Source organism: Mycobacterium sp. SMC-8 (assembly GCF_025263565.1).
Lineage (GTDB): Bacteria > Actinomycetota > Actinomycetes > Mycobacteriales > Mycobacteriaceae > Mycobacterium.
Genome location: NZ_CP079865.1, coordinates 4,328,879 through 4,349,422, shown reverse-complemented (window position 1 = coordinate 4,349,422; position 20,544 = coordinate 4,328,879). Strand labels below are relative to the sequence as shown.

Genomic DNA, 20,544 nt, shown 5'->3' with positions numbered 1-20,544 from the left:
GCCGCTGCCCTGCGGCACCGTGACCGACGGCACAGGCGGCGCCGTCACGCGCGGTGGGTGTCGATGCCGGGTTGCCGACTCTGGTAGCGCCGCAGCAGCGTGCGCACCCGGTCCATGGCCTCGACCGCCCGTCCCTTGTCCACCGCCTGGATCGCCATCACGGGCACGTACTCGTCGTCGGGCAGGTCCAGCCGTGCCCAGCGGGCTCCCTGGTGGAACGACACGTCGACCACCTGATCCCACGAAAACAGCCGATACCCGAACAGGTTTCGCACCGCCACGCCGGCCGGGCCGACGCGCAGCCGGGGTCGCGCGAACAGAGACACGAAGCAGGCGATGACGACGCCGACCATCGCGATCGCGACCTGGTCGTAGGTGCGGAAGAACACCCCCGTGGACCCGACCTTGAGCAGCGCGCCGACCACGATGTGCGCGGCGACGATCACCGCTGCCGCACCGTAGGCGAAATACGGGGTCAGATGGGGCTTGACGACCAGGTCCCAGCGATCGCCGCCGTGGGTGTTCATGAACCCGGTCTCAGCTGACGCAGCGTCAGCGCGGTCGACAATGCGGCGGCGGCCGCCTGGGCGCCCTTGTCCTCGGCAGAGTCCGGCAACCCGGCCCGGTCCAGCGCCTGGTGTTCGGTGTTGGTGGTGAGCACCCCGTTGGCGACGGGGGTGCAGGTGTCCAGCGAGACCCGGGTCAGGCCCTGGGTCACCGCATCACAGACGTAGTCGAAATGCGGTGTCTCGCCGCGGATCACCACACCCAGCGCGACCACCGCGTCGTGGTCGCGGGCCAGCGCCTGCGCTACCACCGGGATCTCGATCGCGCCGAGCACCCGGACCACGGTCGGGTTGTCGATCCCTGCGTCGGCGGCCACCTTGCGGGCGCCGTCGAGCAGCGCGTCGCAGATCGTCTCGTGCCAGGTGCTCGCGACGATGCCGAGCTTGACGTCCTTGGCGTCGAGCGCGGGCATGTCGGGGACGCCGTGGGCCGGACTCATACCGCGCCGCCGAACTCGCCGGGGACGGCCTCGTCGAAGTCCTCCAGGCCCACCAGGTCGTGACCCATCCGGTCACGTTTGGTCATCAGGTAGCGGATGTTCTCGGCATTCGCGCGGACCGGCAGCGGCACCCGCTCGATGATGTGCAGGCCGTACCCGTCCAGCCCGACGCGCTTGGCCGGGTTGTTGGTCAGCAACCGCATCGACCGGACGCCGAGATCGACCAGGATCTGCGCGCCGGTGCCGTAGTCGCGGGCGTCTGCGGGCAGACCGAGCTTGAGGTTGGCGTCGACCGTGTCGTCGCCGGCGTCCTGCAGCTGGTACGCCTGCAGCTTGTGCATCAGGCCGATGCCGCGGCCCTCGTGCCCGCGCATGTACAGCACCACGCCCCGGCCCTCACGGGCGACCATCGCCAGCGCGGCGTCGAGCTGCGGGCCGCAGTCGCACCGCCGGGACCCGAACACGTCACCGGTGAGGCACTCGGAGTGCACCCGCACCAGCACGTCGTGGCCGTCGCTGTGCGGGCCGGAGATCTCTCCCTTGACCAGCGCGACGTGTTCGACATCCTCGTAGATGCTGGTGTAGCCGACGGCGCGGAACTCACCGTGCCGGGTCGGGATTCGGGCCTCGGCGACGCGCTCGATGTGCTTCTCGTGCTTACGCCGCCACTCGATCAGGTCCGCGATGGAGATCAGCGCCAGGTCGTGCTCATCGGCGAAGATGCGCAACTCGTCGGTCTGCGCCATCGCGCCTTCGTCCTTCTGGCTGACGATCTCACAGATCGCGCCCGCGGGCTGCAGACCGGCCAGCCGGGCCAGGTCGACGGCGGCCTCGGTGTGTCCGGGCCTGCGCAGCACCCCACCGTCCTTGGCGCGCAGCGGGACGACGTGGCCGGGTTTGGTGAAATCCTCGGCGACGGCGTCCGGATCGGCCAGCAGGCGCATGGTCGTGGCCCGGTCCATCGCCGAGATGCCGGTCCCCACACCCTTTTTCGCATCGACGGTAACGGTGTAGGCGGTGCCGTGCTTGTCCTGGTTGACCGCGTACATGGGCAGCAGTCCGAGCCGATCGCAGATCTCGCCGTCGAGGGGAACGCACAGATAGCCGGACGTGTAGCGGACCATGAACGCCACCAGTTCCGGAGTCGCCTTCTCGGCGGCGAAGATCAGGTCACCTTCGTTCTCACGGTCCTCGTCGTCGATGACGACCACGGCCTTGCCCGCTGCGATGTCGGCCACCGCGCGCTCGACCGAATCCAGCCTCGTCATCCTCACCACCCTTGCCGGTTCCCAGGTCGGAACCACGTGCCGTTGCCTCTCAGTATGAACCACCGGGCGGCGCCGGTTATTGCCCGCCGGTCCACCGGGCGGGACACCCGTCATTCGCCGGTGGGCGCGTCCTTCTTCTCCAGCAGCCGCTCCACGTATTTGGCGATGACATCGACCTCGAGGTTCACGTGTGCGCCGACCTCGGCGTGACCCAGTGTGGTCATGCCGAGCGTGGTGGGGATCAGGGATACCTCGAACCAGTCGTGGCCCAGGCCGGACACCGTCAGCGACACCCCGTCGACGGTGATGGAACCCTTGTGCACGACATAGCGGGCCAGCGCGGCCGGCAGCGCGATCCGCACCACCGTCCAGTGTTCGGACGGTGTCCGGGAGATGATGTGGCCGGTGCCGTCGACGTGGCCCTGGACGATGTGGCCACCGAGCCTGCTACTCACCGCCGCGGCCCGCTCCAGGTTGACCTTCGCGCCCACGTCGGCGGCGCGCAGGCTCGACCGCTGCAGTGTCTCGTCCATCACATCGGCGGTGAACGAACCGTCGGCGAGCACGTCGACGACCGTCAGACACACCCCGTTGACCGCGATCGAGTCGCCGTGCCCGGCATCCGATGTCACGACGGGGCCGCGGATGACCAGGCGGGCGGAATCGCCCAGGTCTTCTTTACCGACGATCTCGCCCAGTTCTTCGACGATTCCGGTGAACATTCCGACCAGCCTAGACCCGGCCCGCAGGGGTGCTCCGCGGCGTGACCGACGGTCGGCCGTCCCTCGGGCTCCCGTCTGGTGGACCTGCTCGACGATCGCTGAGAGTTTCGCCCTCGATCACCGCGGACGTATCGAGATGCAGCTCGGCCCCTACGGATACCGGTGGCTGCAGGTACTACGCCCCGGTGAACCACCGATCATCTGAGCTTGCTCATTCTTTGCCGAAAACCCAGCTCAAGGACCAGTTTCGGCCAGTGCTCCCAGCAGCGGGTCGCGCGTTCGCATCGGCGGACCCTCTACGATGCAGGCATGCAGACCCGCCTGTTGGCGATCTTCGCCGCCCTTTTCGCCGCCGTCGCACTGCTCGCCGGGTGTTCCGGATCGTCCTCGCAGGACTCCGGTAAGGAACTGCCCGACGCGGCGACCCTGCTGGAACAGTCGAGCGAGACAACCAAGAGTCAGTCCAGCGCCCACCTGAAGCTGAGCGTGCAGGGTCAGATCCCCGATCTGCCGGTCGAGTCGCTCGACGGCGAGCTCACGCAGTCCCCCGCGGTCGCGGCGAAGGGCACGGCGAACATCATCTTCCTGGGCCAGCGGCTCAACGACGTCGAGTTCGTCGTCTCCGACGGTGACCTCTACGCCGCGATCACCGCCGGCGGGGCGCTGTCGAACTTCGGTCCGGCTTCCGACATCTACGACGTGGCCGCCATCCTGAACCCCGATGTCGGCCTGGCCAACGTGCTGAGCAACTTCTCCAACCCCACCTCCGACGGCCGCGAGACGGTCGAGGGCGTGCAGACCATCCGGGTCACCGGAGAGGTCAGCGCCGACGCGGTCAACAAGATCGCACCTCAGATCGCGGCCACCGGGCCCGTGCCGGGCACCGCGTGGATCACCGAGGACGGCGACCACGAGCTGATGCAGGCCCGGCTGGAGCCCAGTCCCGGCAACAGCGTCACGATGACGCTGTCGAACTGGGGTGAGCCGGTGACCGTCGACAAACCCGCGGTGTGATGCATCGCACCCCCGCCGCGGAGACCGATACGCGCCCGGCAGCCCCGGGAGCCACCAACCGCGGCATCGCGATCAGCGCGGGCAGCCTCGCGGTCGTCCTCGGTGCGCTCGACACCTATGTGGTCGTCACGATCATGGTCGACATCATGCGTGATGTCGGCATCGGCGTGAACGAGATCCAGCGCGTCACCCCGATCATCACCGGCTACCTGCTCGGTTACATCGCTGCCATGCCGCTGCTGGGCCGGGCCTCGGACCGGTTCGGCCGCAAGATCCTGATCCAGGCCAGCCTGGCCGGTTTCGCGCTGGGGTCGGTGGTCACCGCGATGTCGACCGATCTGGTGGTACTCGTGGTCGGTCGCGTGATCCAGGGCACCGCGAGCGGCGCGCTGCTGCCGGTCACCCTCGCGCTGGCCGCCGACCTGTGGGCCGCGCGCAACCGCGCGGCGGTGCTCGGCGGGGTCGGCGCGGCACAGGAACTCGGCAGTGTCCTGGGCCCGATCTACGGCATCTCGCTGGTGTGGCTGTTCAACCACTGGCAGGCGGTGTTCTGGGTCAATGTGCCGCTGGCGGCGGTCGCGATGGTGATGATCCACTTCAGCCTGCCGAGCCGGTCGGCGACCGAGGAACCGCAGAAAGTCGACGTGGTCGGCGGTCTGCTGCTGGCCGTCGCGCTGGGCCTGGCGGTGATCGGGCTCTACAACCCCAAGCCGGACGGCAAAGAGGTGCTTCCTAGCTGGGGCGCGCCGGTGCTGATCGCTGCGGCGTTGGCGGCCGTGGCCTTCTTCGTGTGGGAGAAGTTCGCCCGCACCCGGCTGCTGGATCCCCGTGGTGTCCGGTTCCGGCCGTTCCTCGCCGCGCTGGGCGCCTCGCTGGCCGCCGGGGCCGCGCTGATGGTGACGCTGGTCAACGTCGAGCTGTTCGGCCAGGGCGTGCTGGGGCAGGACCAGAACCAGGCCGCATTCCTGTTGTTGCGGTTCCTGATCGCGCTGCCCATCGGTGCGCTGCTGGGCGGATGGCTGGCCACCCGCATCGGCGACCGGATCATCGCGTTCGCCGGTCTGCTCATCGCCGCCGGTGGCTACCTGTTGATTTCGAAATGGCCCGCAAACCTGCTGGCCGCCCGACATGATCTCGGCTTCGTCGACCTGCCGGTGCTGGACACCGACCTGGCGATCGCCGGGCTTGGCCTCGGCCTGGTCATCGGGCCGCTGACCTCGGCGACCCTACGGGTGGTTCCGGCCGCCCAGCACGGCATCGCCTCGGCGGCCGTGGTGGTGGCCCGGATGATCGGCATGCTGATCGGGATCGCGGCACTGTCGGCGTGGGGCCTGTACCGCTTCAACCAGCACCTCGCCGGGCTGCCTGCCAGCACCGGCGGCAACTCGCTGGCCGAGCGGCTGGCCGCCGAGGCCAACCGGGTGCGGGAAGCCTACGTGCTGCAGTACGGCGAGATCTTCACCATCACCGCGGTGGTGTGCGTGGTTGGCGCCGTCCTGGGCTTACTCATCGCGGCCAAAGACGAACATGCCGTGGAGCCGGCGGACGAGGCTCAGCAGCGCTCGAGTCCGGGGCCCATCAGCTGAGGCTCGTCCGCCTGTTCGGCGTCACCGGAGGTCAGGCCCCGCCAGGCATCACGGAGGACGCAGGTGAGGGTGTCGACAGGGTTGGTGGTGAGCCAGTCCTGCAGTGCAGTCATGGTCGTTTCCTTTGCTCGTGCTTTCATGCGCAACTCATCGGTGAAAGCGCGAATTCCCGGCCCAGTCTACCGAGGCGCAGCGGATGCGGGCCGCTCCCGCACCCGCGCGGCGTGTGAGGCCGGGCACGGAAACACCGCGTGAACGAATGCACACGATCGGATAACGGGGCTTGCGGCGTTACACCGGGATGAGGCTCAGCAACACGTCGGGCCCCACCGCGGTCATCCCGTCGAACCGCCAGCGCTGCGCCTGGGCGATGCTCAGCACGCCGACGTCGTCGACCGCGGTGACCGGGCCGCCGAGCAGGATCGGCGCCACATACGCCAGGATCCGGTCGATCACGCCGGCGCGCAGGAACGCCCCGGCCAGCGTGGGGCCGCCCTCGACGAGCACGTCGGTGCGATCGGACAACGCCTTGATCACCTCGTGCGGGTCACGGGTACGGATCACCATCGTCCGCGAATCATCGTTGAGAACTGTTGCATCGGGCGATATCTCACGCTCCCCCACGACGACGCGCAGGGGCTGGTGGTCGGCCAGACTGCCATCGGGCAACCGGGCGGTCAGCGCCGGATCGTCGACGAACACCGTGCCGGTTCCGACCACGATCGCGTCGGCAGCGGCGCGGCGGCGGTGCACATCCGCGCGCGCGGCCTCGCTGGTGATCCACTGGCTGGTGCCATCGGCGGCAGCGCTGCGCCCGTCCACGCTGGTTGCGAACTTCCATGTCACATGGGGCAATCCGGTGCGCTGCTTGTGCAACCACTCCCGCAGCGGTCCACCGGCGACGGCGGCGGACGACACCCCCGCGCTGACCCGCACCCCGGCCTCGGCGAGGCGGGCCGCACCGCCGGCGGCCACCGGATTCGGGTCGGCGACGGCGAAGGCGACCTCGGCGACCCCGGCCTCCAGAAGCGCGTCGACGCACGGCGGGGTGCGGCCGAGGTGATTGCAGGGTTCCAGCGTGACCACTGCGACACCGCCCGCGGCCCGTTGCCCCGCCCTGCGCAGCGCGACCACCTCGGCGTGCGGGCCGCCCGGCGGCGCGGTCGCGCCGACTCCGGCGATCGCCCCGTCGCGATCCAGAATGACCGCTCCCACAGGAGGATTCGGGTAGGTCCGGCCCTTGACCCGCTCGGACTGCTCGATGGCCGCGGCCATCGCGGCGTCGAGGTTCACAGCGTCAGATGTTTGGACGCCGACGCGGCCTGCCTGCGCAGCGCCCGGACCGCGGCCGCGGGATCCTCGGCGCTGTAGACCGCCGACCCCGCCACGAAGCAGTCCACACCGGCCTCCGCGGCGGCCTCGATGGTGTCGGCGTTGATGCCGCCGTCGATCTCGACCAGGACGGTCAGCTCCCCCGCGTCGACCAGCCGTCGCGCGGTGCCGACCTTCGGCAGCACCTCGGCGATGAACTTCTGCCCACCGAAGCCCGGTTCGACCGACATCACCAGCAGCGTGTCGAAGTCACGCAGAATCTCCAGGTACGGTTCCAGCGACGTACCCGGCTTGATCGCCAGTCCCGCCTTGGCGCCCGCGGCGCGGATATCGCGGGCCACGGCGACCGGATCGTGAGTGGCCTCGGCGTGGATCGTGACGTTGTAGGCGCCGGCCTCGGCGTACGGCGGGGCCCAGCGCTGCGGGTTCTCGATCATCAAATGACAGTCCATCGGGATGCCGGTGACTTTGAGAAGGGACTCCACCACCGGCAGGCCGAGTGTCAGATTCGGCACGAAGTGGTTGTCCATCACGTCGACGTGCAGCCAGTCCGCGCCCTCGACGGCGGCGATCTCGTCGGCCAGCCGGGCGAAATCCGCGGAGAGGATCGACGGTGCGATGAGCGGCGACTTCGTGGCTTCTCGGGCGCGCGGTCCAGACATGAGGTGAAGCCTATCGGTGCTCAGTCGACCCGCAGCGCCGCGGCGAACATCGCGTCGGTGCCGTGCCGGTGCGGCCACAGCTGCACCGACTGACCGTCCCCGGTGTCGTCGGCGGGCTCGAACAGCTCCCGGGTGTTCAGCGCGCTCACCGGATGCCTGCGCAGCGCGTCGGCGACCACCCCGGCTGTCTCGGCCAGGTGCGGCGAGCAGGTCGCGTAGAGCACCACACCGCCTGGCCTGGTCAATCTGATCGCCGAGGCCAGCAGCTCGCGCTGCAGTTTGGCCAGCGGCGGAACGTCACCGGTCTTGCGCCGCCAGCGCGCCTCGGGCCTACGCCGCAGCGCGCCGAGACCGGTGCACGGGGCGTCGACCAGCACCCGGTCGAAACCCGGCGCCAGTCCCGGCTCACGACCGTCGGCGCGGACGACCTCCACCGGCAGGCCTGCGGTGTTCTGCTCGACCAGCTCGGCCCGTCGCGGCGCCGGCTCCACCGCGGTGACCGTCGCCCCGTCCGGCGCACCGAGTGCGGCCAGCAGCGCGGTCTTACCGCCCGGACCGGAACACAGGTCCAGCCAGCGTCCGCCGTCGGCGCCTTCCAGCGGCGCTATGGTCAGTGCCCGGGCCACCAGCTGGCTGCCCTCGTCCTGCACCAGTGCGCGGCCCTCGCGCATCGCCGCGATCTGGCCCGGATCGCCGTCGCCGAGGTAAACCGCGTACGGCGAGTACTTCCCGACCGTCCCGCCGACCTGCTCGGCGAGGTCGGCAGCGGTCAGCTCCCCCGGGCGCACGGCCAGATGCACCGCCGGGCGGGCGTCGTCGCTGGCGAGCAGCGCAGCCAGCTCGCCGGCGCGGGCGCCGAGGGCGTCGGCGAACGCCTGCGCGATCCACCGCGGGTGGGCGTGCACGAACGCCAGGTGCCCGACGGGATCGCTCGTCGCCGACGGGGCGAGTTCCTCGACCCAGGACGCTTCGTCGCACCGCGCGATGGTCCGGAGCACGCCGTTGACGAATCCTGCTCGCGCAGAATCGAATTCGATACCCGCTTGATCCACCGTGGTCGACACCGCGGCGTGGTCGTCGACCCGGGTGCGCAGCAGCTGATAGCTGCCCAGGCGCAGCAGGTCCAGCAGCACCGGATCGATCTTGTCCACCGGGCGGCCCGCCGCGGCGGCGATGACGGCGTCGAGCAGGCCGCGGGTGCGGCAGGTCCCGTAGGCCAGCTCGGTGGCGAACGCCGCGTCTCGCCCCGTGATCGCACGGTCACGCAGGATGGCAGGCAGTGCCAGGTTGGCGTAGGCGTCGCGCTCGGAGACCGCGCGCAAGACGTCGAACGCGGCCCGCCGGGCGGGATCGAGAGGAGTGCGCTTCATCGGGCCCAGCCGTTCTCGTCGAGCCGGGCCCCGCGGGCCCAGTCGGCCGCGATCATCGGTTTCTTACCGGGCGGTTGCACCGTCCCGAGCAGCACCGGCACCGAACCGGTTCCGATGTACACGTGTTTCTTGTCGGCGCGGATCTGCCCCGGCGCAAGACCTTCTGGCCCGTCCGCGGGGACGGTCACCGGACCGACCTTGACGCGCTGCTCACCGATCATGGTCCACGCGCCCGGGTTCGGGGTGACCGAACGGATTCGCCGGTCGACGACGTGTGCGGGCAGCTCCCAGCGGATCCGGGCGTCCTCGACGGTGACCTTGGGCGCGACGCTGACGCCGTCGGCGGGCTGCGGCACGGCGGTCAGGGTGCCGTCCTCGATGCCGTCCATGGTCGCCTCGAGCAGCCCGGCGCCGGACTCGGCGAGCCGCCCGAGGAGGTCCCCGGCGGTGTCGGTGGACCGGATCGTCTCGGTGACCACGCCGAACACCGGACCGGAATCCAGGCTCTTCTCGATCTGGAACGTCGTCGCGCCGGTCACCTCGTCGCCGGCGGCGAGCGCGGCCTGCACCGGCGCGGCCCCTCGCCATGCCGGCAACACCGAGAAGTGCAGGTTGACCCAGCCGTGCGCGGGGACCGCGAGCAGCGCGTCGCCCAGCATCGCGCCGTAGGCCACCACCGCAGCGCAGTCCGGGGACAGCGCGGCGAGTTCGGTGACGAACTCCTCGGAATTCGGTCGGGCGGGCTTGAGCACCGGGATGCCGTACTCGGCGGCCCGCACCGCCACGGGTGACGGTGCCGGGCGGCCGCGGCGTCCGGCGGCTGCGTCCGGCCGGGTCACCACGGCGATCACCTCGTGCCGCGGCGAGTCGATGAGCCGCTGCAGGGACGGCAGGGCGGGTTCCGGTGTGCCGGCGAAGACGAGACGCACCGCGCCAGTCTAGGGAGGCTCAGACGGGGCGCGGCGTCTGGTAGTACTCCTTCTCGGTCACTCCCGCCAGCGGCGCCACGAACATCCACGGGATCGTGGTGAGCTGCCTGTTGAGGGTCGCGACGGCGTCGTTGTAGTACTGCCGTGCGAACGCCAGTTTGTCCTCGGTGTCGGCGAGGTTGCGCTGCAGATCCAGGAAGTTGTTCGAGGAGTTCAGTTGCGGATGATCGCGCCCCAGCGCCAGCAGCGGCGCCAGCGCGGAGTCCAGTCGGGTCTCGGCGGCGCTGCGCTCGGCGACCGAGGTCCCGTCGGTGGCCGAGGTCAGCGCGGCCCTGGCGTCGGTGACGTGATCGAGGATCGCCTTCTCGTGCGCGGCGAAGGTCTGCACGGTGTGCACCAGGCCCGGGATCAGCGAGGCCCGCCTGGTCAATTCGACGTCGATGCCGGCGAGCGCTTCGGCAACCCGGACATCCGCGGAACGAATCCTGTTGTATCCCATCACGAACCCGGCCAGTACCAGTAGCGCGAGCACCAGCACGATGACCAGCAGCACGCTCACCATGAACCCCCTCCTCCTCCACCACCACCGCCGCCACCGCCGCCACTGCTGCTGGAGCCGCCCCCGCCCGAGGAGGACGAGGACGACGCCTGCGAGGCGGTGTACGCGCCGATCGACGACGACAACGCCGACTCGAAGCTGTCGAAATGCGCTCCGTCGCCCCCACTGTGCCCCGAGCCGCTCGACGAGGACGTCGTCACGTACCAATCGGGTTGCGGGGCGATCGATCCCGTGTACGCCTGGTACTTCTTGGCCCATAGCGCGGCGACGCCGGCGGCGACCGCGAACGGGACGTAGGCGAGGTAGAGGCCCTTGCGCGCGGCGAAGTCGAAGCGCGTCTCGGCCGAGTCGGTGGCCAGCATCCGGTAGAAACCTCCGACGCGCGACCACAGTTCGCGTCCGGCGGCGGTGCGTCGGGTACCGACACCGTCGCGCCAGGACGCCACCGAGAACAGGAAGAACGCCGCGAACGGCAGCGCCCACATGGTCGCGGGGAATCCCCAGCGGAAGAACCCGCAGACCATCAGGATGAAGGCCGCGGCGTTGGCCGCGCGTAACCACAACTCTTTCTTGCGGGCCACGAGCAGCCCCGACTCAAGCGCCCACTTCTCCACCGCCTTGGCCATGTCGGCCTTGGCCTTGTCGAGCCGCTTGCCGGCGGATGCGGTCTTGGCGGCCTTGAACGTGGATCCGCGGTTGCGCACCTTGAGCCGGGTGGCTACCGCGAGGCTCACCGGGTCGATGCCGGCCCACTGGCGCGGCTCGCCGACACTCCGGATGGTCCACTCCTTGTCACCGACCTGCTCCAGGCTGATCACGCCGCGCTCGGCGAGATGCAACAGCGTGGCGGTCAGCCCGCTCTTCGGGACTGATTCGGTGCGGATGTACTCGGCCTGGACCGGACCCAACCCGGGCGGCGGGGCGTACTGCAACGGGAATCCGGGAGGCTTCTCCATTACTGAGCGCAGCCAGATCAGCGCGGCGGCGCCGAGCAGCGCGGTGAAGCCGGCCGTCCACAGCACTCCGGCCACCGACTGGCCCAGCACCCGGTCCCACGTGTACGGCCACGGCAGGGCGGCCCTGGGCGGGGTCGGTACGTCGACCCCGGCGCGCACGGTGACCGGCGTGCGCGGGGGCAGCGATTCGGCCGTCATGCGCACCCGGTTGCCGTCGACGGTCAGCGCGTCACAGGCCCTGCCGACCCCGAACCCGACCGAGCACTGCGCTGTTCCGACGTCGCCGGGCAGGGTGACGGTGATGTCGGCGCGGTCGATGCGGTTGTTCCAGGCGGGGGCGACGACGTTCCAGAAAAAAACAGAGGGCGAGTTTGCGGAGCGTCCGGCCGAGCCGGCGAATTGCCGGCCGGCGCCGACATCGCCGGGGTCGAGCACCCCGGCGATGGTGTAGCGGATCTCGAAAACGTGGGTGCCGTCGCTGAGATAGCGGTCGGGGTCGCCGATCTTGGCGACCCGGAACCGTCCGGCGTCCTCCCAGAGCATCTGGTAGGGCACCGGTCGGCCGTCCAGCAGCACCGAGGTGACCTCGGGTTTCTGGCGCAGATGCGGGTCGTTCTGGTTGGCCACGTCCCAGTACCGGAAGATGCCGTGGCGGTCGGTGCTGTAGAACTCGGTGGTCAGGGTCTCGACGGCGGTCATGTCACCGGCGGCGTCGACCACGATGTCGACGTCGTAGTCGGCGATCACCACGGGGTCGTCGATTTCGGAGGCGCCCGAGCCGCCGTGGAACAGCACCGGCCACAGCACGCCGAACGCGATCAAGATCAACGGGATCAGCGCTTTGCCCAGGCGACCCGCTGACATGGGCATCACCCTATGTGCAATGGATCGATCTGGACGCGAACCGGCTCATGATCGTGGCGGGCGCTTTGCACCACGGTGGCGCGGCGCAGCGCGGCCGCCAGCGCAAGACCGCTGTCGCGGGGCACCCGCACCAGCATCCTGCTCACCGTCGCGTCGAGGGCCAGGCCGGCGGGGCGACGCGCACCCAGGGGCAGGTCGACCGGGCCGAGGACCTCGGCGGTATCGGGCAGCGTCGCGGCTTCGAGCAGCGCGGACACCGCCCGCGGATCTCCGTCGAGGGCGGCCATATGGGTGGCCGGAGGCAGTCCGACCTCGGTGCGAGAGTCCAGCTCGGACTCGGCATGGCCCACCGGATCCCACCGGATCAGCGCCTGCACGGTGGGGATCGCCGATTCGGCGACGACGGCCACCACCCCGCCGTCGGAGCGGCACCGCACGAGCGCGGCGGCGGCCATCCAGCGGCGCAGCGTGTCCTCGGCGGCGCGCAGGTCCTGACGGCCGAGCAGTGCCCAGCTGTCGAGCAGGAGCGCGGCGCCGTACCCGCCGTCGGCGATGGGTTCGACGCCGGGAGTCGCGACGACGACGGCGGCGCGGCCCTGCACCGCCGCCACGGTGTCGTCGCCGCCGGAGGTGACGACGGGCGCCCCGGGGAATGCGCGGCCGAGTTCCTCGGCGGTGCGGCGGGCACCGACGACGACGGCGCGCACCGCGTCGGAACCGCACCGTGTGCAGCGCAACGCCGGCTCCTCCCGGCCACACCACCGGCACATCGCGCCGGGAGCATCCCGGCCGGGCAGCGACAGCGGTCCGGTGCAGTGCCGGCACCGTGCCACGGCGCGGCAGCGCGCGCACGCCACCGCGGGCACGTAGCCGCGGCGGGGCACCTGCACCAGCACGGGGGCATCGGCGGACAGCGCTGTGCGCGCCGCGTCCAGCGCCACGGTGGGCAGCCGGGCGGTGCGCGCGGCGGGATCGCGTTCGTGGGCGTAGGCACTGTCCTCCAGAGCGATCACGCGAGGGGCGTGCGCCCGCAGGGTCTGCCGGGTCGCGGTCAGGTCGTGCGCCCAGCCGCTGCGCACCAGCGCCTGCGCCTCGGCGGTGCGGGCGTGGCCGCCGATCATCGCCGCACAGCGCACCTGGTGGGCGCGCAGCATCGCGACCTCGCGGGCATGGGGGTACGGGGCACGCGGCTCAGCGAGCGAATCGTCACCGTCGTCCCAGAGCATGACCAGGCCCAGGTCGGCGACCGGGGCGAAAACCGCGCTGCGCGTGCCGATCACGAAGCGCGCATCGCCGCGCAGCACCGACAGCCACCGGCGGTACCGCTCGGCGGGGCCCAGGCCCGCCGACAGCGCCACCACCCTGGTGTCGTCGACGCGCTCGACCGCGGCGCCGTACAGCCGGTCGACGTCGCGCTGGTCCGGCACCACCGCGAGCACCCCGCGCCCGGCGTTGACCGTGACCGCGGCCGCCTCGGCCAGCCGGTGCGGCCAGGATTCGCCGGGCAGCGCCTGCCACACCGCTCGGGCGGCACGGCCGTGGCCGAGTGCCGCCAGGAATTGCTCGCCGCCGCTGTACGCCTGCCAGGCGGTGGTATCGACAGGCCTGGGTGAGAGGGGTTCGAGCGGTTCCCGGACTCGCTTCTCGGCGTTGGCGTGCCGTGGCGGAACGGCCAGCCGGAGCACGTCGGCGCGGGTGCCCGCATACCGGGCGGCGACCGCGTCGACCAGCCGGCGCACGTCATGGGTCAGCACGCATTCGGCCGACACCACCTTCTCGAGCCAGCCCAGCTTCCCGACATGGTCGGTGTCGGAACGCCTTTCGAGTACGAAGGCATCGACGAGCCTGCCGTGGAAACGGACCCGGACGCGCACCCCCGGCTGGGCGTCGTCGGACTGCTCGCCCGCCACCAGGTAGTCGAACTCGCGATCGAGGTGGGGCACCGTGAGCATCGGCAGAACACGAGCCACCGGCTCGTGTTCGGCGGCCTGCCGGACGGTGCTCACCCCGCAGGTGTAGCAGAGGGCACCGACGCGCGGCCGAACAGCAGTCCCGCGGTGATCAACACCAGCGACGCGGCATACACCCACCAGATCGGCACCGCCAGCGCCTCGGAGCCGAGCACGAACTTGTCGATGCCGATCATCGCGTCGGACACCGCAAAACACACCGCGCCCAGCGCCGTCCACGGGGTGGGCAGATCGGCCAGCAGCGCGGCGCACACCATCGCGCCGAGGACGGCGATGTACACCACCACGGGCACCGCCATTCCCTGTTCGAGTAGCCGCGGCCAGAACCACACCAGCAGCGCCGCGCAGGCCACCGCGACGACAGCGACGCCGGCCATCCTGCGGCGTGACGGATGCCGCAGCGGCCACAGTGCTGCCAGGAAGCACAGGTGGGCGATCAGGAACGCGGCCAGCCCGAGCACGAATGACGGTTCCCACCAGGGCATCGCGAGCAGGTAGTCCCCCGCGGCCGAGAACAGCAGGGCACCGACCAGCAGGCGCCTCTCCCGCCCGACCGGGTGGGTCAGCGCCGCACCGGCGAGCAACACCGCGGCCAGCGCTTTCACCGCGGGCTGCAGGCCGAACTGTCCGGTCAGCTCGGCCCCCGCGGCCACGCGGGTGGACGTGACGATGAGGAACACCCCGTAACCGGCCGCCACCGCGACGGCGGCCACCCACAGCGCGTGTGCGCGAGTCCTCGGCATGCGGAGAACCTACTATCTGACGCGATGGGCAGAATTCGGCGCCGCGTGCTACCAGCCAGTGTTCGCGTCGCAGCGCTCGATGTCGCACACAGTCGGCGACGGTCGGCGGTGGTGCTGGGGCCGGTGGCGCTCCCGTCGGCCGACGACCTCACCGCGCGACTTCTGGCGATGGCCGAAGCCGGTCCGGCGTCCAGGATCGGGTTGCTTCCGGACACCGCGGGCACCCGCTGGCGGTTCTGCCCGGACTCGCTGCGGCAGGCGGTCTCGACGACGGTCCGCGACCCGGTATCGGATCCGGTCGAGTTGCTGAGCACACTTCGGCAGGCGCACGGGGACGCGCTGCGGATCCTGGCCGCCGGTGACTACCTCGCGATCGACTTCAGCCACGGGCTCGGCGAGGTGCCGCTGCTCGACATCCTGGTCGCCGTGCTCCTCGGCGCTGTGGATCCCGGCGACGACGCGGTGTGGAATCCGTACCGCGGCGCGCTGTCGCCGTTGGTGCTGGCCGCGGTGCGCGCAGTCGGTCTGGCTCCCGGCCGTCTCGTGCCGCTGTGGCGTCAGCACCGGCGCAACGTCGCCGCGCCTGCCCCGCCGGCACCGCCGGATGCGCCGCCGGTGGCCCCGTCAGCGACCACCCGGGTCACCCTAATCGATGCGGAAACGGTGAAAGAGCTTCGGCGGCACCGTGATCGCGTCCTTCCAGGTGTCAGCATGTTCGCCGTCCAGACCTGCGCGCTGGCCGAGGCGTTCACCGCGGCCGGCTTCGACGTGGATCCGACGGTCACCGCGCCGTTCGACGTCCGGCGCTACCTGCCCCGGACACGCAGCACGCTGGCCTCGTTCTCGGCCGGACTGGATTTCACACTCGACCGGTCGGCCGGGCCGCGCGGTCTGCACGCCGAGATGACCGCGGCGGCGCAGATGGCGCGCCCTGTCGCCAACCTGGTCGCGGGCACGGTGAAGACGCGAATGGCGATGCGGGCGGGTCATCAGCAGGAGTGGGAGGTCCCCGCCCGCCCGCGGCTGCGTCTGCTGCATTCGAGCATCGGCACCGTACCCGGGCACCCGTGGTCGTTCAGCGATCCTGCCGACGCCCGGATCCTGGTCGCGAGCGACCCCGTGAGTCCGTGCGGGGTGACCGTCACCTCGGCGACGGTGATGGGGTCGCTGTGGCTGACCGCGGAGTTCCACGGCACCGTCTTCGATCCCGAGCGGATCGGCGCCGCTCTGGCTTCGGTGCCCGATCACGCGCGCGCCCTGCTCGGCCGATGAGCGGCTACTCGTAACCGTTGTCGTTGCCGGGAGCGTAGTACGGGTTCACGCTGCGGAAGACCACGGTCTGGCCTTGCTCGTACACCGTGCTCCACTTCGGGGATCGGCGCAGTGCGTCCTGGACGATGTCGACGGCTTCTGGGCGGAAGTCGCCGTAATAGCGGATCGCCTTGTTGGACTGCTCGCTGAAGATCACGTAGGCCATGTAGACGCCGTTGGTCACGTCGTCGCTGAGGGTCTTCAGATCCTCCTCGGTCGGGAACGACGCCTTCAGTTCGGCCAGCCGCGGATCCCGGCCGTCCCACAGGTCGTAGCTGACCGGCTCGTCGTAGTACGGGTTGAACTGGGTGAGCTCGGCGTAGTCGGCGTTGAGCCGGGTCGGCATGCCGCCGAGGCGCATCATCACGAACCGGGTGCGTTTGTCGGCGCCGGTGGTGATCGACTGCATCACGTCGACCTGCGCCCTGGTCTCGAAGATGAAGGGCCACAACGCGACATAGCCGTGCAGTCCGGCCAGGGCCGCCGTGGTGGCCGCTGCCACGGCCACCGTTTGCACGGCCCCTCGGCGCAGTCGTGTCCCGGTCGCGCCGACCGCCCCGACCACCGCCGGGGCGATCAGGATCGCGCAGCCGAGAAGCGAGTACAGGTACACCCGGAAGATCGCCTCGCCGCCGTAACTCTGTCCCAGCAGCAGACCGAACGAGCTGAACGCGACGATGCCCAGTGCGAGCACCGGACGTCGGTGGCGGCGCATCCAGACGGCGGTCGCCAGCGCGGTCAGCACCACGATCACCGACAGGCCGCGCACCACGGCGGAGGTGAAGTCCTTCGCGGGCAGCCCGGAACTCTGAACGTTGCTGCCGGCGTTGTCAAGTGGGCTGCCGCCGGACAGCAGACCGTAGGGCAGCACGGCCTCGAGGTTCAACAGCAGATAGCTCACGGCGATCGACACCATCGCGACCGAGATCCACCACGGCCGGGCCCTGCCGAACACGCAGAGCAGACATGCCGCGGCGACGGCCCAGAACGGGGTGAGCTGGTGGGTGGGCACCATCGCGGCGAACACCACGATGGCGAGCACCCCGCACCCCCGGCTGCCCGGCGACGCGAGCAGCAGGGTCATCATGCCGAAGGCCAGCACCACCGACCACGCCTGCGGCGAGAAATAGTCCTGGCCAACCCAGTTCGCGATCTCGACGATGAACGCCGCGGTGACGGCGGTGCGCCGGGAACGTCCGAGCACCCGGGCGGCGGTGTAGGCCGTCAATGCGATCAGGACGTGCATGACGGGGGCGAACACGTGGGCCACGGACAGCGCCGGTATCCCCGTGACCTCACAGAACCACGCCCAGGTGGTGAAGAACGCGGTCCACTGCGCGTAGATGTCGGTGCCGTCGGGGGCGATGCGTCCGTTGACCATGATGTAGTCGACGACGGCGAGGTGCTTGTAGGTCCAGTCGTAGAGCGGCACCTCTGTGGCCACCACCGTGGTCACCCGGGACACGACGATCGCCGACGCGACGGCGACCGCCGCGGGCAGCAGCTGCCGGTCGCGCACCGCCAGCAGCAGGGCCCAGGCGCACAGCACGATGCTCACCGCCAGCAGCGGTCCGGACCCGGAGAACAGCAGACCGTAGTACCCGGCGTCGGCCCCGGGCAGACCGGGCACCGCGACCGCCCACACCACCAGTGCGGCGACGCTGAGCAGTAGGGAGAGATGGCGCCGCACGACGTTTCCGCGCGGCGCCGCTGCCGTCACGCCGCGCCGGCGCCATCCGCGGGCCGCTTCCAGCACCGAGGTGTGGTTGCGCCGGTACCAGTACGCGCTGCTGCTCGCGACGACCAGGACCTGCACCCACAGGATGCCGGCCGGGTCCCACCGGTAGGACCACATCGCCGTGATCGCCGCCAACGTCGCGATCGCCATGCCGAGCACGGGCACCGTGGACGGCAGCGCGCGCCGCGGAATCCGAACCCAAGTCAGCACGGCCGCGCCGGGGCCGATCGCGATGAACACCGCGAGCGCGATCGCTCGCAGCGGGCTCGGCAGGTCGGTCAAAGCGACCGCTCCCGCAACCGCGCCGACCGCGGCGAGGTCGGCCATCCGTATCGGCGTCACGGGGATGCGCCGCAGCACAGGCGTTTCGGAGTTCCGCACGAAGGTGGTGGGTGCTGTCACGGGTTCGAGTGTGGCGGTCATCGGCGGCCTGCCGTCGCGGTGTTGCGGGTCTGTTGACGTCTTCCCTGCCAGAGGGCCCGGGGTCCGCCAAGCACCGACAGCACCTCGATACGCCCCACCGAAGAGGGCACGGCGTCGGCGATCCCGTCGGACATCCGTGCCGGCGAGGTCATGATGGCGCTGTAGTCGGCGCCGGCACGCAGCGACGACCGGAAGCGTCGGCGCAGCACCTGCACCGCCAGGCGCCGGTGCGAGGCGTCCAGGCCCACCTTGGTCAGCCACGCGCCCAGCCCGAGGCCGTATCCGCGGGCCTGTTCGAGCAGGGCTTCGTTGTCGCTGCGATGCCGGTGCCACACGATCGCGGCAGGTTCGGTGGCCAGCGCATCACCGGCGGTGAGCACCCGGAAGAACAGGTCGAGGTCTTCACCGCCCTGTGACGCGGTGCCCGCGCCGAGCGCCTCGTCGAAACCGCCGAGTTCGAGCACCCTGTCCCGCTGCACGGCGAAGTTCGCACCCGTGCCGAATCGACCGACCTGGAACGGAAACAGCGGCTGGTCGGCCGGCGGCTCGGCCATGCTGAACACCCGCGGCTCCAGCGATCCGGCCCAGGTGACCCGCTGGTCGAAGTAGGCCTGGGCGGCGGTGCGCAATTCTCCGCTGGGCACCAGACCCGACACGCAGGAGACCTTCGGCGACCGCGCGAACCCGGCGGCGAGAGCGCGCAGCCAATACGGGTCCACGACGACGTCGTCGTCGGTGTAGGCGACCACCAGATGGTGCGCCCGGCGCAGTCCGGTGTTCCTGGCCACCGACAGTCCGGGAACGGGCTCCTCGACGTAACGCACCCGCGGATGACCGTTCCGTTCGACCACTCGCGCGGTGGCATCGGTACGCGGCGCGTTGTCGACGACCACCACCTCGAAATCCGGATAGTCGACGGCCAGAACAGAATCCAGTGCGTCTGCGAGCTGGTCGGGACGTTCCCGGGTGCACAGCACCACCGAGACCGCCGGGAGGGCGGCGGCGGTACCGGGGTCCTGCGGGGACGGGCACTGCGGAACGGGCAGACGCACTACGCCGTCGTCGATGGGGGCTTCGACGAAAGCGACCGGCCGGTTACGGTGCCGTACCAGCACCCGCGCCACGTGATAGCCGTCCGCGTGGTCGGGGGCGAACTTCACCGTGCCATCGTCGGCGGGTGTCAGCTCGTCGACATCGAGCATGCCCACCCATCGGGCCTGCGGCCACACCCGAGCGCCTTGCGGTGGCATCGCGGGTTGGAGTGTTCGCGGCGCGGTCATGGCACTGTCACCCGGACCCAGTCCACGAGCATGGTCGACGGATTGGGCGTGGAGGTGTCCGGCGGTCCGGGCCAGTCACCGCCGACGGCGACGTTGAGCAGCAGGAAGAACGGCGCATCGAACACCCACCGACTGCCTTCGGCCAGGTCGGTGGGTGTGACGCTGAACAGCGTGACGTCGTCGACGCCGGTGACGATGCGGCCGGGGGTGCGCTCCACCCAGTAGGTGTGGAACTCGCCGGCCATTGGGAACGGGACCGGCCCGGAGGCCGAAATCTGTTCGCCGCGAGCATGTCCGGCGCGCGGCAGGTGTACGCCGGTGTGGAATTCGGCGGCGTGGTTGAGGGTTTCGATCACGTCGATCTCCCCCGCGTCGGGCCAGCCGATCCGGTCGACGTCGTGGCCGAGGAGCCAGAACGCCGGATGCAGCCCGGTGCCGGCGGGCAGCTTGATCCGCGCCTCGGCGCGGCCGGTCGCGAACTCGACGCTGCCCTGCGTGGTGATCCGTGCCGATGTGATCCGATCCAGCCCGTCCCCGCGGGCGGTGATGGCCAGATGTCCGGCGCCGTCGAGGCTGACGTTCGCAGGACTGTCGGTGTAGGTCTGCATCTCGTTGTTGCCCCAGCCTCCACCGCCGGTCTGGCAGCGCCACTGCGGAGACGGTTTCGAACCGGCGGGGCCGTCGAAATCGTCGGCGAAGATGACCCGTGGCCCGCTCGGCTCGGCGTTGCCGACGGGCGCGGATGCCGAACAGCCGGTGAGCACCATCGCACCCGCCGCGAGTGCACCGCTCATCACCCAGCGAGAAGTTC

At 70.6% G+C, this 20,544-nt stretch carries 19 protein-coding genes; 3 read left to right on the top strand and 16 right to left on the bottom strand.

Annotated features, from left to right (window positions below; genetic code table 11):
- Positions 1-44: 44 nt before the first annotated feature.
- The 4 genes from KXD97_RS21105 to KXD97_RS21090 form a co-directional block, all read right to left on the bottom strand.
- A complete protein-coding gene (locus tag KXD97_RS21105; protein ID WP_260752157.1) occupies positions 45-527 on the bottom strand; it encodes a PH domain-containing protein in 483 nt (160 codons plus the stop codon).
- Positions 524-1,006: a 6,7-dimethyl-8-ribityllumazine synthase gene (gene ribH / locus KXD97_RS21100; protein WP_260752155.1), complete on the bottom strand. Its 483-nt coding sequence runs from the start codon at positions 1,004-1,006 to the stop codon at positions 524-526. The genes KXD97_RS21105 and ribH overlap by 4 nt, the downstream gene beginning before the upstream one ends.
- The gene (locus KXD97_RS21095) at positions 1,003-2,274 is read right to left on the bottom strand and encodes a bifunctional 3,4-dihydroxy-2-butanone-4-phosphate synthase/GTP cyclohydrolase II (RefSeq protein WP_260752154.1); all 1,272 of its coding nucleotides are present in this window, start codon (positions 2,272-2,274) and stop codon (positions 1,003-1,005) included. The genes ribH and KXD97_RS21095 overlap by 4 nt, the downstream gene beginning before the upstream one ends.
- 110 nt (positions 2,275-2,384) lie before the next feature.
- Complete coding sequence (locus KXD97_RS21090) at positions 2,385-2,996, bottom strand: riboflavin synthase (RefSeq protein WP_260752153.1); 612 nt, start codon at positions 2,994-2,996, stop codon at positions 2,385-2,387.
- A gap of 309 nt (positions 2,997-3,305) precedes the next feature.
- Between KXD97_RS21090 and KXD97_RS21085 the strand changes: the two genes are divergently transcribed.
- On the top strand, positions 3,306-4,010 hold the full coding sequence (locus KXD97_RS21085) for an LppX_LprAFG lipoprotein (RefSeq protein ID WP_260752151.1): 705 nt from the start codon (positions 3,306-3,308) through the stop codon (positions 4,008-4,010).
- Complete coding sequence (locus KXD97_RS21080) at positions 4,010-5,596, top strand: MFS transporter (protein ID WP_260752147.1); 1,587 nt, start codon at positions 4,010-4,012, stop codon at positions 5,594-5,596. Before KXD97_RS21085 ends, KXD97_RS21080 begins: the two co-directional genes overlap by 1 nt.
- Here KXD97_RS21080 and KXD97_RS21075 read toward each other — a convergent pair.
- The 9 genes from KXD97_RS21075 to KXD97_RS21035 all read right to left on the bottom strand — a co-directional run bounded on the left by KXD97_RS21075 (position 5,563) and on the right by KXD97_RS21035 (position 14,981).
- Complete coding sequence (locus tag KXD97_RS21075) at positions 5,563-5,709, bottom strand: hypothetical protein (RefSeq protein WP_260752142.1); 147 nt, start codon at positions 5,707-5,709, stop codon at positions 5,563-5,565. The two genes, KXD97_RS21080 and KXD97_RS21075, sit on opposite strands and share 34 nt — an antisense overlap.
- A 178-nt stretch (positions 5,710-5,887) precedes the next feature.
- Positions 5,888-6,889: a bifunctional diaminohydroxyphosphoribosylaminopyrimidine deaminase/5-amino-6-(5-phosphoribosylamino)uracil reductase RibD gene (gene ribD, locus KXD97_RS21070; RefSeq protein ID WP_260752139.1), complete on the bottom strand. Its 1,002-nt coding sequence runs from the start codon at positions 6,887-6,889 to the stop codon at positions 5,888-5,890.
- Positions 6,886-7,590: a ribulose-phosphate 3-epimerase gene (gene rpe, locus KXD97_RS21065; protein WP_260752138.1), complete on the bottom strand. Its 705-nt coding sequence runs from the start codon at positions 7,588-7,590 to the stop codon at positions 6,886-6,888. The genes ribD and rpe overlap by 4 nt, the downstream gene beginning before the upstream one ends.
- Before the next feature lie 20 nt (positions 7,591-7,610).
- The gene (locus KXD97_RS21060; RefSeq protein ID WP_260752137.1) at positions 7,611-8,960 is read right to left on the bottom strand and encodes an RsmB/NOP family class I SAM-dependent RNA methyltransferase; all 1,350 of its coding nucleotides are present in this window, start codon (positions 8,958-8,960) and stop codon (positions 7,611-7,613) included.
- On the bottom strand, positions 8,957-9,889 hold the full coding sequence (gene fmt / locus KXD97_RS21055; protein WP_260752136.1) for a methionyl-tRNA formyltransferase: 933 nt from the start codon (positions 9,887-9,889) through the stop codon (positions 8,957-8,959). The genes KXD97_RS21060 and fmt overlap by 4 nt, the downstream gene beginning before the upstream one ends.
- A gap of 19 nt (positions 9,890-9,908) precedes the next feature.
- Positions 9,909-10,451, bottom strand: coding sequence for a LemA family protein (locus tag KXD97_RS21050; protein ID WP_260752135.1), 543 nt, complete (start codon positions 10,449-10,451; stop codon positions 9,909-9,911).
- Positions 10,445-12,268 (bottom strand): DUF2207 domain-containing protein, encoded by a 1,824-nt coding sequence (locus KXD97_RS21045; protein WP_260752134.1) that lies wholly within the window; start codon positions 12,266-12,268, stop codon positions 10,445-10,447. Before KXD97_RS21045 ends, KXD97_RS21050 begins: the two co-directional genes overlap by 7 nt.
- Before the next feature lie 5 nt (positions 12,269-12,273).
- Entirely contained in the window at positions 12,274-14,220 is a 1,947-nt protein-coding gene (locus KXD97_RS21040) for a primosomal protein N' (RefSeq protein WP_396885487.1), read from the bottom strand.
- Positions 14,221-14,270: 50 nt separating this feature from the next.
- On the bottom strand, positions 14,271-14,981 hold the full coding sequence (locus KXD97_RS21035) for a lysoplasmalogenase (protein WP_260752130.1): 711 nt from the start codon (positions 14,979-14,981) through the stop codon (positions 14,271-14,273).
- Between the two features lie 24 nt (positions 14,982-15,005).
- On the opposite strand from KXD97_RS21035, the gene KXD97_RS21030 reads away from it, so the two are divergent.
- Positions 15,006-16,253: a hypothetical protein gene (locus KXD97_RS21030; RefSeq protein ID WP_260752128.1), complete on the top strand. Its 1,248-nt coding sequence runs from the start codon at positions 15,006-15,008 to the stop codon at positions 16,251-16,253.
- A 4-nt stretch (positions 16,254-16,257) separates the two neighbouring features.
- On the opposite strand, the gene KXD97_RS21025 is transcribed toward KXD97_RS21030, so the two are convergent.
- From KXD97_RS21025 to KXD97_RS21015, 3 genes are read right to left on the bottom strand one after another with little or no spacing between them, the layout of a single operon-like run.
- Positions 16,258-18,432, bottom strand: coding sequence for a hypothetical protein (locus tag KXD97_RS21025; protein ID WP_260752126.1), 2,175 nt, complete (start codon positions 18,430-18,432; stop codon positions 16,258-16,260).
- 17 nt (positions 18,433-18,449) lie between these two features.
- The gene (locus KXD97_RS21020) at positions 18,450-19,733 is read right to left on the bottom strand and encodes a glycosyltransferase family 2 protein (RefSeq protein ID WP_260752122.1); all 1,284 of its coding nucleotides are present in this window, start codon (positions 19,731-19,733) and stop codon (positions 18,450-18,452) included.
- On the bottom strand, positions 19,730-20,527 hold the full coding sequence (locus KXD97_RS21015) for a glycoside hydrolase family 16 protein (protein WP_260752120.1): 798 nt from the start codon (positions 20,525-20,527) through the stop codon (positions 19,730-19,732). Before KXD97_RS21015 ends, KXD97_RS21020 begins: the two co-directional genes overlap by 4 nt.
- Positions 20,528-20,544: the final 17 nt, after the last annotated feature.